Below are 15,172 nucleotides of genomic sequence, written 5' to 3' on the forward strand. Positions count from 1 at the left end.
GGGTCTTATTTTTCGGGAGGCAGAGATTAATGAAACATTCGGTACCAAGCCTTGATTGGCTGCAAGATGTACGTGTATTTAAAGTGAACCGGCTGGAAGCCCACTCTGATCATCGTTATTACCATGCGATGGCGTCCGCAGAGGCAGGGGCAGCGATGGACATGCGGCATAGCTTGAACGGGCGCTGGCAGTTCAGCTATGCGGTTAACCCCGCAAGTCGTGTGCAGTCTTTTTATCAGATGGATTATAACTGCACGGCTTGGGAGCATATCCAAGTGCCTGGGCATATCCAGCTTCAAGGCTGGGGACAGCCGCAATATGTCAACACGATGTATCCGTGGGATGGTGTAGAGGCGCTTCGTCCTCCGCACATTTCGCAGGAGCATAATCCAGTTGGCAGCTATGTGAAAAATTTCGAATTGCCTGATACGATGATTGGCAAGCCTATCTATATTTCTTTTCAAGGTGTAGAGTCGGCCTTTTATGTTTGGCTTAACGGCGAATTTATCGGTTACAGCGAAGATAGCTTTACGCCTGCCGAGTTTGACTTAACACCGCATATTCGTGAAGGTGAGAATAAACTGGCGGTTGAGGTTTATCAGCGCAGCACAGGAAGCTGGTTGGAAGATCAGGATTTCTGGCGGTTATCGGGTATTTTCCGCGAAGTCTATTTGTACACGGTACCTAAGGTGCATGTGTGGGATATGCGCGTGAAGGCGGATTTGGATGATGCCTATGAGCAAGGGCTGCTGGAGATTGAGCTCAAGCTTCGCAATGAACATTCGGAATCCGTTCGCGCTAAGCTTGAATTAAAGGATGCGGAAGGGCAGATTTGCCTCACCGAAGAAGGTGAATTCCGCGGGGGCAATCTAATCTTCAACCTTGCTGCAGGCCCTGTTCAGCCTTGGAGTGCGGAAAGTCCTTATTTATATGCCGCGTGCATCTCGATTTACGATGAGAACGGTAACTTAACTGAAGCGATCGTTCAGAAGACAGGGTTCCGTCGTTTTGAAATGAAGGACAAGCTGATGTGCATCAATGGGAAACGAATTGTTTTCAAAGGTGTCAATCGACATGAGTTTAACAGCCGCAGCGGACGAGCGATTACGAAGCAGGATATGCTCTGGGATATTCAAACGCTGAAGCGCAGCAACATTAACTCGGTTCGTACGTCTCACTATCCTAATCAGACGCTTTGGTACGAGCTTTGTGATGAGTACGGTGTCTATGTCATTGATGAGATGAATTTAGAGACGCACGGGTCATGGCAAAAGATGGGCGCTGTTGAACCTTCTTGGAATATTCCAGGTAACGATCTGCAGTGGCAAGATATCGTCATGGATCGCGCGATTTCGATGGTGGAGCGGGATAAGAATCATCCTTCGATTCTCATTTGGTCTTGCGGCAATGAATCGTATGCTGGCCAAGTTATTCTCAATGTGTCCAACTATTTCCGCGAAACGGACCCTACACGACTTGTTCATTATGAAGGTGTTTTCTACGATCGCAACTATGGGGCGACCAGCGATATGGAAAGCCGCATGTATGCGAAGCCAGCGGATATTGAGACGTATCTCAACAGTCAACCGGAGAAACCGTACATTAGCTGTGAGTACATGCATGCGATGGGGAATTCCGTTGGAGGCCTTCATAAATATACCGAGCTTGAAAACAAATATCCGATGTATCAAGGCGGCTTTATTTGGGACTATATCGATCAGGCGATTGTGAAAAAGGACCGAAATGGCCGCGAGTTTTTGGCGTACGGCGGGGATTTCAAAGATCGTCCAACCGATTACAGCTTCTGCGGCAATGGTCTTGTTTTTGCAGATCGTCAAATCACGCCTAAAATGCAGGAAGTAAAATTCCTTTATCAAAATATCAAGCTGGAACCAACCCGAACTCATATTACCATCGTAAACGAGAATTTATTTGCGAATACAGATGATGTGGTGCTTGTGTACCGTTTGTTCCATGAGGGGAAAGGAATTGGCGCGGGGCAAGTGAATATCGAGGTCGAAGCTCAAAGTGAATTCAGTCTGCCAATTGAGCTGCCAGATGTAGAAGGAACGCCAGGTGAGTACTGTATTCAGGCTTCTTTAGTTCTTAGAGAAGCTACTTTATGGGCTGATGCTGGATTCGAGACGACGTTTGGTGAAACAACATTTGTGGTTGAGGCTAGTGCTGAGAAAGAGAAACCTGCTGGCGATGTCGTCGTCATTGAGGGCGATGTCAATATGAGTGTGACAGGCAAAGGCTTCTCCGCCATTTTCTCGAAACAGGTAGGATCGCTGGTTTCATTGAAATACGAGGGACGCGAAATGATCGCTACGCCGCCTGCTCCATTGTTCTGGCGGGCAACCACGGATAATGACAAAGGAACCGCTATGAGCTTTACGGCCGGAGCTTGGTATGCAGCCAGTCTGGCGCGCAAATGCGTCAAATGGGAGCTGCATCAAGAAAAGGGATCAGCAACTGTCATTTTCGATTACAACTTCAGTATCAGCGCTGAAATAAGCGTTCGCATTGCGTACACGGTGTTAGCGAACGGAACGGTTCGCGTGAACACGCATTACAAGGGTGCTGCGGGTCTGCCGAACTTGCCGATACTCGCTGTATCGTTCAAGATGTCTGCGGATTATAATCAATCCGAATGGTATGCGATGGGACCTGAAGAAAACTATATTGACCGCAATTTCGGTGCTCGTTTGGGCATATTTAGTCGTCAGGTGGACCAGTTGCCTACGCCGTATCTGGTTCCACAGGAGTCCGGTAATCGTACTGGCGTACGCCGTGTGACTGTAACGGATGTAGCTGGTATTGGTCTATCGATTCAGTCTGACCCATTAGCACCTGTTGAGTGCAACCTTTCTCCGTATACGGCATTTGAACTTGAGCATGCGGATCATGCTTTTGAGCTGCCGGAGGTTCATTATACGGTTGTGACCGTTGCAGGTAAACAAATGGGTGTTGGCGGGGATGACAGTTGGGGTGCGCCTGTCCATGAAGAATATCAGATTCCATCCCATCAAGATATGCAGTTTGAGTTCATCTTGACTAGTCATAACGTGCCTTCATAAGCAGAAGCATGGGAATGACTCGGGATTGAACTTGGTTTGTTAAGCGTGAGGGCCCTACGAGAAATCGTAGGGCTATTAACGTTGGTGCTGTCCAATCTGCTTGCGATACACGCCAGGCGACTGCCCCTTCACCTCTTTGAAAGTACGGAAAAAGGTTTGCGTTGAGCCATACCCAATTTCAACTGCGATATCCGACATATGCAGATCGGTTGATGCCAGCAGCGCACAAGCATGTCGGATTCGTATTTCATGCAGTAATTCCACGAAGTTTTTCCCCGCATAGCGCTTTATTTCCTCGCTTAGTCGGTTTTCCTTCCGATGGAAGTGCTTCGCCAGTTGATGCAGCTTCAACTCTTCTTTGTAGTTGTGATGAATATACAGCAAGATCGACCACATATCGTCATCCTTGGTGGAGCCCGTTCTTAGAATCGCAGCCGGTGCTAAACGGTGAGTAAGCGCCTGATTGCGAGTGCGGTCGAATTCGATGAGCATTTCCATTAATTTCACACGAATAAACGTATCTCGCCAAGGGGAAGTTTGTTGAAATTCGTTCAATAATTGGGCGAATAGCCCTGTAAAACGAGCCCGCTCTTGCGCATCTAATTTGATGAAAGGGCTCATTTCCTGAGGTGAATCCAGCAATAATTTGTGCAGAAGCGGCATTTGTTCCATAAAGGGCAGTAATAAATCTAAAGCAAACATGCAGTTATAGAGCTCCAAAGGTGTTCCTTTGTGAGCTATTAATTCATGCATTTGATAGGGCAGCAGGAAGGTGAAAGTCCCTTTTTCCATTGGATGGGAGACACCGTTGATGATTTCTACGCCAGAGCCCCCAAGGACGAAAGAGCATTCGAGAAAGTCATGCCGATGAGCGGGGAAATGGGAATCAACCCGATTAAGGGAAATGAAGAAGGGGAAGTGAGGTGACACTTCCTCGAAATAACGGAGATCCACAACTTGTGGGAACCAAGTCACGCGCCAACCACCTTTCTGGAAAATATGAGATGAACTAGGGAGAATATAAGATACATTCTGATCGGTCCTATTTTAACATAAAAGAGGTAGAGACAATAGGGAGCGAGAGGATTGAACGGCATGCACATCGTAAAGTTAGATGGAACTTGGTTGATGAAGGAAATAACGGATGAGGCGGCTTGGCCAGCCCAGATTCCTGGATCTGTGTATAGCACGTTGTTGGCAAACGGCAAGATGGAAGATCCTTTTTATCGAGATAACGCGGATGAGGCGCTTGAGCTTGCAAGACATGATTATGTCTTTATCCGTCAATTTGAGGTGGACGCTACCTTGCTGTCGAGCCATAAAGTAGAACTTGTATGCGAAGGGCTAGATACATTGGCCGAAATTAGTATGAACGGTGTAGCTCTTGCAGTGACAGATAATATGCATCGTACTTATGTGTTTGATGTAAAATCGGGGCTGAAGGAAGGCACGAATAAGCTGGAAATTGTGTTTCGTTCAGCATTAGAATACGCCGAGCGCCGAGCGAAAGAGAATCCTGTGTGGTATTCGCCGGTCGGCACAGCACCAGGATTTAATCAAATTCGTAAAGCACATCACATGTTTGGATGGGATTGGGGCCCGATTTTGCCTGATATGGGGATTTGGCGATCCATCTATCTCCGTGGTGTCACGGAAGGACGTATTGATGAGATTTATGTGACACAGCAGCATGAACAAGGGCAGGTACATTTGGATATTCGGACGGGAGTCGATCTCCCTATAACAGGCGAAGGTCTTGTACTTCGTTGTCAAATACTTACACCTGATGGGCGAATTCTTGCCGTTAAGCAAATGCCGGCGCAGGCTGAGCAAACATTCCGGTTCAATGTTGAGAATCCGCAGCTGTGGTGGACGAATGGCTTAGGTGAGCAGCCGCTCTACGAGGTTATCGTCACTTTGTTAGCCGGTTCTAATGTCATTCATGTTAAGGAGCAATCACTCGGTTTGCGAACGATTACTTGGCGCGTCGAACCAGATCAATGGGGAAAATCGTTCGAAGTCGTGCTCAATGGCGTTGCGATCTTCGCTATGGGGGCGAACTATATTCCTGAGGATAATTTGCTGAGCCGCTGCAGTGCTGAGCGTACTGAAGTATTGATTCGTGACAGCGTGGAAGCGAGCTTCAACATGCTGCGAGTATGGGGCGGTGCTTATTTCCAAGAGGATTACTTTTATGATCTCTGTGACCGCTATGGTTTGTTAGTCTGGCAGGACTTGATGTTTGCCTGTGCGGCTTACGAAATGACAGACGCTTTTACCGAAAATATCGTGCAAGAAACGATTGATAATGTGAAGCGAATTCGCCATCATGCGAGTTTAGCGCTGTGGTGTGGCAATAACGAAATGGAATGGGCTTGGGTGGAGTGGGATTTCCCCAAGACGGATGCACTTCGTGCGGATTATGTGAAACAGTTCGAGCAGATTCTGCCTGCTGTCGTTCGTGAAGCGGATCCCAATACGTTCTATTGGCTTGCATCACCTTCCTCCGGCGGGGGCTTCGATAAGCCGAACGATCCCACGCAGGGGGATGTGCATTACTGGGATGTGTGGCACGGAACGAAGCCATTTACAGATTACCGCAAATCGGATTTCCGATTCTGCTCGGAATTTGGTTTCCAGTCGCTTCCCGCGATGCGAACGATTGAGAGCTTTACCCTACCGGAAGATAGAAACATGCTTTCCTATGTGATGGAGAAGCATCAGAATCATCCCGATGCCAATGGTAAGATACTCAATTATTTGGCTCAAATGTATCAATACCCAGCCGAATTAGATGGGCTTGTTTATCTATCTCAGCTCGTGCAGGCAGATGCGATTCGATATGGTGTGGAATTTTGGCGGCAAAATAGGGGCGTCAGTATGGGGTCGATTTACTGGCAATTAAATGACTGTTGGCCAGTTACCTCATGGTCCAGTATTGATTATTACGGTAGATGGAAAGCTCTCCATTACTATGCCAAACGATTTCATGCTCCCGTGCTCATATCGGCCAGAGAAGAAGGGGTGCAGGCTGAGCTGTATGTGACAAATGACCGCTTAACGCCGTTTGAAGGGCAAGTAATCTGGCAGCTGCGTAACAACAAAGAGGCTGTCCTACTTCAAGGGGAGCTCCCGATTAACGTTTCTTCCATGACGGCGTTGCAGGTCGCGAAGCTTGATTTTGAAGCGCAATTGCCCACAGCCCAACAACAGCGCATGCATTATTTATCATACGAGCTGATGGATTCTGCTGGGGGAGTAGTGAGCCGAGGTACTACGTTATTTGTGCGTCCGAAGCATTTTATTTTCGAGGATCCACAGTTAAGTTGGCAGGTTAGCGAATCGGAAGACGTGTTCACTATTCATTTGACCTCAAAAGCGTATGCCAAAGCGATTGAAATCTCACTCCACGAGATGGAAGGGCAATGGGACGATAACTATTTCGATCTATCAGCAGGGATGACGCGGACAGTGACCTACAGGAAGAATCAATTGAAGGAAACGATTTCTCTGGATGCATGGTGTGCATTGCTACATGTTCGCAGCTTGAAAGATATCCTATGACGTGAAATGTACTAGATATCTAGAAATTGTGCATGTCTATCCGATTCGCCATGCCATAAGATGAGGAATAATCGGACTTAAAGGAGCGGAATGAAGTTTGAAAACGAAAGCACATATTATTTCACACACACATTGGGATCGCGAATGGTATCTACCTTATGAGAAGCATCATATGCAATTGATTCGTGTGATGGATAGCTTATTGGAGACGTTTGAGAAAGACCCCAACTTTGCTAGCTTTCATCTCGATGGACAAACCATTATTTTGGATGATTACTTGGAAGTGAGACCTCAACATCGCGAGAAAATTACCCAACTAATTAAAGAAGGGAAGCTGATCGTGGGGCCATGGTACATTTTGCAAGACGAGTTTCTGACCAGCAGCGAAGCCAACGTTCGTAACTTGCAAATTGGCATGCGGGATGCAGCCCGTTATGGGCAAATATGTAGAATCGGTTATTTCCCAGATTCGTTTGGAAACATAGGGCAAGCGCCGCAGCTGTTGCTGCAAGCTGGGATTGAATGTGCAGTTTTCGGTCGTGGCGTGAAGCCTACGGGTTTTAATAATGAAGTACAGGATGCTCAGGGCTATGAGTCGCCTTTCTCCGAGATGTGGTGGCAATCTCCGGATGGATCAGCGGTGCTGGGTGTTCTGTTTGCGAATTGGTACAACAATGGCGTTGAAATTCCAGCGAATTCGCAGGACGCAGCCATCTACTGGGAGCAAAAACTCGCGGATGCCCGCAAATATGCTGCAACGGAGCATCTGCTCTTCATGAACGGTTGTGATCATCAACCCATTCAAACCGATCTCTCCTTAGCGCTTCAGACAGCTAGAGAGCTGCACCCAGAAGTGGAATTCATCCACTCAGATTTCCCTTCCTATGTACAAAGCTTGAAGGATTCTTTGCCAGAGCACTTGGTAACGGTTAGAGGTGAACTGCGCAGCCAACAAACAAACGGGTGGGGAACCTTAGTTAACACGGCTTCTGCCAGAACATATATCAAGCAAGCGAATCAAAAGGGGCAAGTGATGCTGGAGAAAGTAGCTGAACCGTTAGCTGTGATGGCGGCTTTGGCGGGTATTGCTTATCCGCATGATGAACTGACCTACGCCTGGAAGCTCCTGATGCAGAATCATCCCCATGACAGCATTTGTGGCTGTAGTGTAGATGACGTTCACGCGGAAATGATGATTAGATTTGCGAAGAGTTTAGTTGTCGCTGAAGCTATTATTGACGAGAGCGCGAAACGAATTGGATCACGCATAGATACGAAAGCTTTTACATCTAACACGGACACTTACGTTGTCCCGTTTGTCGTATTTAATACCACGGGCTGGTCCAGATCAGGTATCATCTGTACGGAACTGGAGTTGCAGCGATTGCCATTCGATTGGTCGTCTCGCGAAACCTCCATCGCTATACTAAAGGAAATGGAAACGTCATTAGGCGAAATTGTAGATGAGAAGGGGAAATCATTGCCTTTTACCATCGAGGATCTCGGTGTGAAATTTGGCTATGAATTGCCGGATGACAAGTTCCGCCAGCCTTATTTAGCTAGAACGATTCGTGTCCATGTTCAGGTGGAACAAGTTCCACAGCTGGGTTATCAAACGCTGGCTTGGCGATCGAAGTCGGCAGATTCGGCAGTCAGTAAGAACGAGCTTACGAGGATAGAAACAGCGGTACAGGCTGAGTCCACGCTCGAAAATGAGTACTTACACGTCCTTATTCAGAAGGATGGCAGGCTGACACTGACCGATAAAAGACAAGGCAACGTATTCACAGATCTATTGATCTATGAAAATGTAGGAGATGTCGGCAATGAGTATGTTTTCCGGCAACCGATCAATGACGTTACATTAACGACGCGTGGAATTGACGCCGAAATTGTTGTAAAGGAAAATAGCGAGCTACGCCAAGTGGTTGAAGTCATTCATCGTTGGGATATTCCCGAAGAAGCGGATGAACGCTTAGCCGAAGAAGCCCGCGAGTTGGTTTACTTCTTAGATCGGAAAGCTGCTCGAAATGAGCAAACGGTTACCCTAGAGATTCACACGGAAATAACACTTGCTAAGGGCAGTGCTAGATTGGACATTGTCACTTCTTTCGATAATCAGGCCAAAGATCATCGTCTTCGGGTTCTTATACCCACAGATGTGAAGACCAGCGAGGTTTACGCAGATTCTGTGTTCGAAATAGCCCAACGTCAGATTGAACCTGATCCAGAATGGAGCAATCCGAGTCATTGCCAGCATCAGCAGGCATTCGTGAATGTATATGATGAGAAAGCGGGTATGACCGTGGCGAATTTGGGTCTGCCAGAGTATGAAATTGTGCGTGATGGGCGCAATACGATTGCCGTAACGCTCCTTCGCGCCGTTAGCGAGCTTGGGGATTGGGGTCACTTCCCAACGCCCGATGCGCAGTGTCTTGGGAAACAGAGTTTCGCCTATTCGGTGATCCCGCATGGCGCAACGGTGGAAGAGCGCAACACATCTTTGCAAGAGGCGTACCAATTCCAAATTCCTTGGACCGTGCAGCAGCTTGCATCAGGTCATGCAGCCAATCATGCTGCGCCAACAAACAGTTTCTTTACATGGAGAGGTAACAATCTGGCATTCTCCTCCATGAAACTGGAGCGAGAGTCAGAAGATGTGATGCTTCGTTGGTTTGAAATGAATGGACAAGCGAGCGAGCTCCAAGTTAATGGGTCTACGAAGGCAGGTTTCTATCGTAGCGATATCCTTGAGAGAAAAGGCGACGATCTTTCACCAATTGAAGTGGAAAATAGTACGGTTGCACTGTCCATAAAGCCTTTTGAAATTGTCACTTTAGGGTATGCGTTGAAAGCGGCCAGATCACATAACTAAATGCAAAATGGGAAGTGTGTGTATAAGAAGCGAAGGCAAGAGTGGTTGCACACTCTGCCTTCGCTTTCCTATGCAGCCACCAATGTAGCTAGTATGAAAATGGTTTGCGTTTTTATGCGAGTGCGACGACAATAAGGGGTATAGGATGCTAGAAGAAAGGCGGGAGCAAGCATGTCGGGAACATCATTATACAAAGTGATCATTGCAGAAGACGAGATGCTTGTCCGAATAGGCATTAAACATACTCTGGAGTGGAAAAAATATGGCATGCACGTGGTTGCCGATGTGGCGAATGGCCAGGAAGCGCTAGAAGCCTATCAAGAGTACAAGCCAGATATACTGATCACGGATATCAAAATGCCTCTAATGGATGGCATGGCCTTAATTTCCCATATTCGGAAGACGGATTCCGATCTGAAGATCGTCATTTTGACTAATTTAGTCGAATTTGAATTAGCTCGTGAGGCGATGAATAAGGACGTAAGCGGTTATATAATTAAGGTTTCGATGACGAATGAAGAGATTGCACAACTCCTAAGCAAGTTGAAGCGAGAATTGGATGAGCGAACAACGACACAAATGACCATACAGCACATTGATTCAGATGTCGTGAAAGAACACTTGTGCAAGGATTTTCTGTTTCGTAATCGCTATTCCGAGACTGAATTTGCGGACATCGTCACGAGGCATGGGCTGAGGCTAACACCATCGCGGCTGGTCACCGTTCAGATGGAAATTGATCAGTATGATAAGCTCCAAGAGCGATATCAAGATCATAAAGGGCAGCTGATTCGTATGTCGCTCCTAAATATACTGGAAGAGGTACTCGCTCACTACGATCGTGGAGAAATCATTTTCGATTCCGAATCGAGATTTCTTACTCTCTTCAGCTTCGAGGATATAACCAGTGAGCATGAGATCACGGCTGTTATTCAAACCATTCTGGCACATATGCGTAAGGTGCTGCTCACCTATTTTAATGTGACGGTTACCTTTGCCATTTCGGCGCCCGAAAGCGGATACGGTGTATTAAAGCGTCAATATGAGCAAGGCATTAAACTGCTGCAAGCGAAGTATTGGTTGGGGACAGACCAGAATTTATTCATAGGGAACGGTCTGCGCGCAGAAGGAATAATAGCCATAGAAGTCCAATCCCAATTGAAGGCTATCTTAAACGAATGGCCGGAGCCGTTGCAAGCCGTTTACAAGCAATATGAACGAACGCTTGGGGAATTATTACGTGATCTTGAGCCGACGAAGGAAACCGTTCAAAGCTACTTTCAGCGTTGGCTTCATATGATTGTTCTTGGCAGCCGAATGTCACCTGAATCCGCGGGGATGCTGCTTGCAGAATATACCGAGCAATTGAAAGCGTCAACGACCTTGTCAGAAAGCGTCAACCTATTTACAATGCAGCTGCAAGAAATAGGTCAACTGATTCGTAAGCGTCCCAAGCTTAGCAGAGAGGTTTCGCGAGCTGTTGATTATATTGAAGCGCACTATAACGAGGAGCTTTCCTTGCAACAAATTGCGGATACGGTTCAAATGAGCGCGAAGTACTTCAGTACCCTTTTCAAAAAAGAAATGGGTATCGGATTCGTTGAGTATTGGATGCATTATCGTGTGGAAAAAGCAAAAGAACTGCTGCTCTCTTCTTCCTTACGCTCGTATGAGATCTCGGATATGCTTGGCTTTGCGGATCACAGCTATTTCAGCCGTACGTTCAGGAAGGTTACGGGGATGAGCCCACGGGAATTTAGAAATGAACAGCACATTCAGGATGTGGATGTGGACGTCGATGAATAAACTACGAAGTTGGTTAGGGGGAAGTTTACGCAGACAGCTTACGGTTTCATTTCTTATTATTTCAGTCGCTATCCTTTCGCTGAGCACTTGGTTTACCTATCATGGGGTACTTCAGCTTCTCCAAAAAAGAACAGAGAACTCAACCGTCCAACTATTTCAACAAGCCGAATTCACGATCAATGGTTTTCGTGCGGAAGTGGACAAGATTAGTAAGACATTATTGGTGGATGAAGATGTTAACGGGTTCATGGAAGCCGTGCCAAGTAATAATTCAAATCAGGCCGATGAAATTGTGCTGAAGCGGGCGATTGCTCAGAAGTTTACTGCGCTCTTGCAAAACTATGAGTTCTTACATTCGATCTACTTGTTTACCGAAGATGGTCGAGTACTGGGAACAACGATTTCGAGAAATACGACAACCTTATCGCCGCAGGAAATTCGTGAACGCTACACGCCGGAATTTTACGAAGCGATCAAGCTGAATACCCTTGATAAGATGCCTAAACTCGTGTGGGCCGGGGGAATTAAAGCGAGTCTGTACGATCATGCCATGAATGAGCTAGACCATGAATCGGAAGACGGACGCTATCTCATTAGTGCGGCAAGAGGGATTAAAGCGCGTTTCAGTGGGAAGATGGCTGGGACTGTTGTCATGAATGTCAAAGAGGATGCCGTAACGGATCTATTCGCAAATCTTTCTTTGGAAAGGGGTGGAGACGTTTATTTGGCGGACGCCAATGGCCAAGTTATCGCCCATCCTAACCGAATGCAAATCGGTACGCAAAGCGACGTGTTCAGCCATTTTACGGGCATGTCATACGGGAGTCTGGAGGTGGGAAATAAAGAAGTTGTCTATTTCCCAATGGCTTCAAACGAATGGACACTTATGAAAAGTGTACCTGTGAGTGAGTTTCGTAAGGACATATTCACGCTGTACCGTCAACTTATTATCGTAGTGGTCATTGGTATCCTATTGGCGATGATCCTTTCTTCTATGCTCATTCGTCGCATCACGAAGCCTTTAGTCCATTTGTCCGCGGCCATGTCCGCGATGGAAAATGGCGATCTTAACCAGAAGGTTCCGGTAGATGATCGGAATGAATGGGGGGTTCTCAGTCGTGGATTCAATAGGATGTCGCAAAGCATTCAGGGCTTTCAGCGGCTCGAGCAGGAGAAGCGTTATATCGAGGTTCAGAATTTATACAATCGGATTAATCCGCACTTCTTATTCAATACACTAAGCACCATTAGGTGGATGGCAGCCGTGCTGAAAGCGAGTAATATCGAGCAGATCATTACCGCGTTGGGTAATTTACTCAAACCAGTCTATAGTGATGAGAAATCACTAAGTACGATTCGAGAAGAAATCGAATTAGTACGTAATTACATGCATATCATGAACGCCAGATACGGAGAAGGCATCCTCTGGCACGTTAATTTACCGGAAACTCTGGCAGTCGCGTTGATTCCCAAGTTTACGCTCCAGCCGATCATAGAAAACAGCATCCAACATGGACTAATGCATCATAACCATATGGGCAGCATCGAGATCGACATTTGCAAAGATGAGGCATCGGGTTCGTTGGAAATACGGATTATGGATACGGGCTGCGGTATTCCTGAGGACCGTCTTGAAGAACTTCATACATGGATTAATCAGCCTGTTGAGGAAGAATTAGTTCGAGCGTCTGGTGATCAGTTCGGAATTGGATTGCGCAATACGAATCGTCGATTGAAGCTGCTATTTGGTTCCCACTATGGCATGCGATTAGAAAGCGAAGAGAGTAAGTGGACAGTTGTGATTGTGAGAATTCCGATTCAAATCGAAGGAAACAGCTGACGAAAGTGCCAGAAATCTGACGAAATGTCCTAGATTATAGTATTAATTCGTAAGCCAGTCTCTTAAGATAGAGAGAATGTGCACCTTTTCATTCGATCCGTTATGGAGGGAATGGTTTCTATTTTTTATACTACATACAATAGGATGGTCGAGAGATCACGGAAGGAGGCACTGCCTTCATAGTCAAGCAATGGTTGAAACGAATAGGAATTGCGATCATGGTTATGTTCGTGGTCATCGTCGGTTGTACGAAGCAAGAAGACGAGCCTTCAATAGGTGATCATAGAGCCCATCAGGATGATCCTCAGAAAGCAGCAACAGTGAAAATTTTTGGCAAGCCATTTGCATTCAATTTCGAATCAGGCATCCAAAACGATGATGTTGCGAAGGAAATACGACGTCAAACGGGCATTGCGATCGATATCGAGTCCAAACCGGAAGACAGCAAGTTCGAAGTCATGTTAGCTAGCGGAGATCTCCCGGATATTATTGTGACCGAACGTAAATACATGGATCAATTAATACAAGGAAACAACGTGATCGCGTTAGATGAGTTACTTGGACAGCATGGACAAACTTTAGCGAAGGAAATGCCTGAGCGACTAGCTTTTAGTAAAAGGAACTTGAGCCGTGGCAGTAACAAGCTCTATTTCATACCGGGATCAGCGGGCAAGCCAGCCCCCGATTACAAATATGATTCACCTGGATGGAACATCCGCTGGGATTATTACAGGGAATTAGGCTACCCACCTTACACGCAACTGTTGGATTTATTGCCCATCCTGAAAGAGATGCAAGATCGACATCCGACGAATGAGAGGGGACAGAAGGTGTACGCGCTTGCGCCGCTTTTTGATTTCGGGTTGGATCCGGCGATCCGCGAGTTTGGTTCCCGGTTCTACGGCAGGAGCTCGACGGCAGGTCTCATCGATGTCGACAACAAAACTTTAGAGATTTCTTCAAGTATTTTGGATAACAGCAATTCGTTCTGGGTGTCGATGGATTTCTATTTTCAGGCGAATCAACTCGGGCTGCTTGATCCTGACTCCTTCTTGATGAAGTTCGATAATCATAGGGATAAGGTGAAAAATAACCAAGTCTTATTCGACCAATGGTCTTGGGCGGGCGTGAGAGATGCCAATAAATTGTTCGTGGATGCGGGAAAGCCGCTGCAAGGTTGGGAACCGCTTCCACCTGTGCCTGGCATAACGCCGTACGTAGGTGAATACGGTATGAATGGCAACGCAGACCTCGCATGGGCCATTACGAAAAGCAGTAAAAACCCAGAGCGGGCGATGGATGTCCTGAACTACTTGTTGTCCTACGAAGGCTCCAGATTGATGATCAATGGCATTCAAGATCGTGATTGGGAAGTCGTTGATGGTAAACCGAGGTTGAAGCAGGAAACCATCAAAGCTAGGAAAGAAGACAAAAATTACAGCGTGCGCACAGGGATTGGGAAATACAACAATTATCAATCTTACACCAATGGCGCGATGGATCCTTTGTATCAGGTGCCGATCGATTATAGCTTATCTGCGGATGCTTTTAAGGATAATTTAACGGAGTTAGATCGTGCCTATTCGTCCAAGTATGGTGCTTCCTATCCAGGTGAAGTGGTGGATCGTCTTGTGAGCAGGGGGGAAATCCAACTGAACTATTTTGATTATGACAAGTTTGGCGCACTCCCTACGACACCTCCCGATGATATTCAAAGAATCCAATCGCAGATTGATAATTATTTACAAACGATCTTTCCTAAGCTGATTCTAGCCAAAAATGAAGTGACATTCGCGAGTCTTAAAGCTGAAGTTCAGGGTGAAGTGCAGCATTTGGGGTATAACAAGGTGCTTGCTTACTATATTGACATGTATAAGAAAAATAAAAGGGCGATGGAAGCAGGGACTTCATCCGGAGAGGATATGCAATAAAAAGGATAAATATGGAAGAAAGATGCAAATTTGCATCTTTTTTTTAGATCGTGACTTTAGAGGACGGCGCACTCGT

Annotated in this window: 7 protein-coding genes; 6 read left to right on the plus strand and 1 reads right to left on the minus strand. The window is 46.5% G+C overall.

Annotated elements, in window-relative coordinates; all coding sequences use genetic code 11:
- The first annotated feature begins 29 nt into the window (after positions 1-29).
- Positions 30-3,080 carry a beta-galactosidase, LacZ type gene (gene lacZ / locus A8709_RS09790; RefSeq protein ID WP_065852173.1) on the plus strand — a complete coding sequence of 1,017 codons (3,051 nt, stop codon included), beginning with the start codon at positions 30-32 and terminating at the stop codon, positions 3,078-3,080.
- 75 nt (positions 3,081-3,155) lie between these two features.
- Here lacZ and A8709_RS09795 read toward each other — a convergent pair whose 3' ends face one another.
- Positions 3,156-4,055, minus strand: coding sequence for an AraC family transcriptional regulator (locus A8709_RS09795; RefSeq protein WP_065852174.1), 900 nt, complete (start codon positions 4,053-4,055; stop codon positions 3,156-3,158).
- Positions 4,056-4,175: 120 nt separating this feature from the next.
- Between A8709_RS09795 and A8709_RS09800 the strand changes: the two genes are divergently transcribed.
- From A8709_RS09800 to A8709_RS09820, 5 genes are all read left to right on the plus strand, one after another.
- Positions 4,176-6,644, plus strand: a complete 2,469-nt coding sequence (locus A8709_RS09800; RefSeq protein ID WP_065852175.1) for a beta-mannosidase — start codon at positions 4,176-4,178, stop codon at positions 6,642-6,644.
- 97 nt (positions 6,645-6,741) lie between these two features.
- Positions 6,742-9,519, plus strand: a complete 2,778-nt coding sequence (locus A8709_RS09805; RefSeq protein ID WP_065852176.1) for an alpha-mannosidase — start codon at positions 6,742-6,744, stop codon at positions 9,517-9,519.
- A gap of 171 nt (positions 9,520-9,690) precedes the next feature.
- The gene (locus A8709_RS09810) at positions 9,691-11,325 is read left to right on the plus strand and encodes a response regulator (RefSeq protein ID WP_065852177.1); all 1,635 of its coding nucleotides are present in this window, start codon (positions 9,691-9,693) and stop codon (positions 11,323-11,325) included.
- A complete protein-coding gene (locus A8709_RS09815) occupies positions 11,318-13,165 on the plus strand; it encodes a cache domain-containing sensor histidine kinase (protein ID WP_065852178.1) in 1,848 nt (615 codons plus the stop codon). The genes A8709_RS09810 and A8709_RS09815 overlap by 8 nt, the downstream gene beginning before the upstream one ends.
- A 194-nt stretch (positions 13,166-13,359) precedes the next feature.
- The gene (locus A8709_RS09820; RefSeq protein ID WP_141692480.1) at positions 13,360-15,096 is read left to right on the plus strand and encodes a type 2 periplasmic-binding domain-containing protein; all 1,737 of its coding nucleotides are present in this window, start codon (positions 13,360-13,362) and stop codon (positions 15,094-15,096) included.
- The last annotated feature ends 76 nt before the right edge of the window (positions 15,097-15,172 follow it).

The sequence above is a fragment of the Paenibacillus pectinilyticus genome, from assembly GCF_001700435.1.
Classification (GTDB): domain Bacteria; phylum Bacillota; class Bacilli; order Paenibacillales; family NBRC-103111; genus Paenibacillus_E; species Paenibacillus_E pectinilyticus.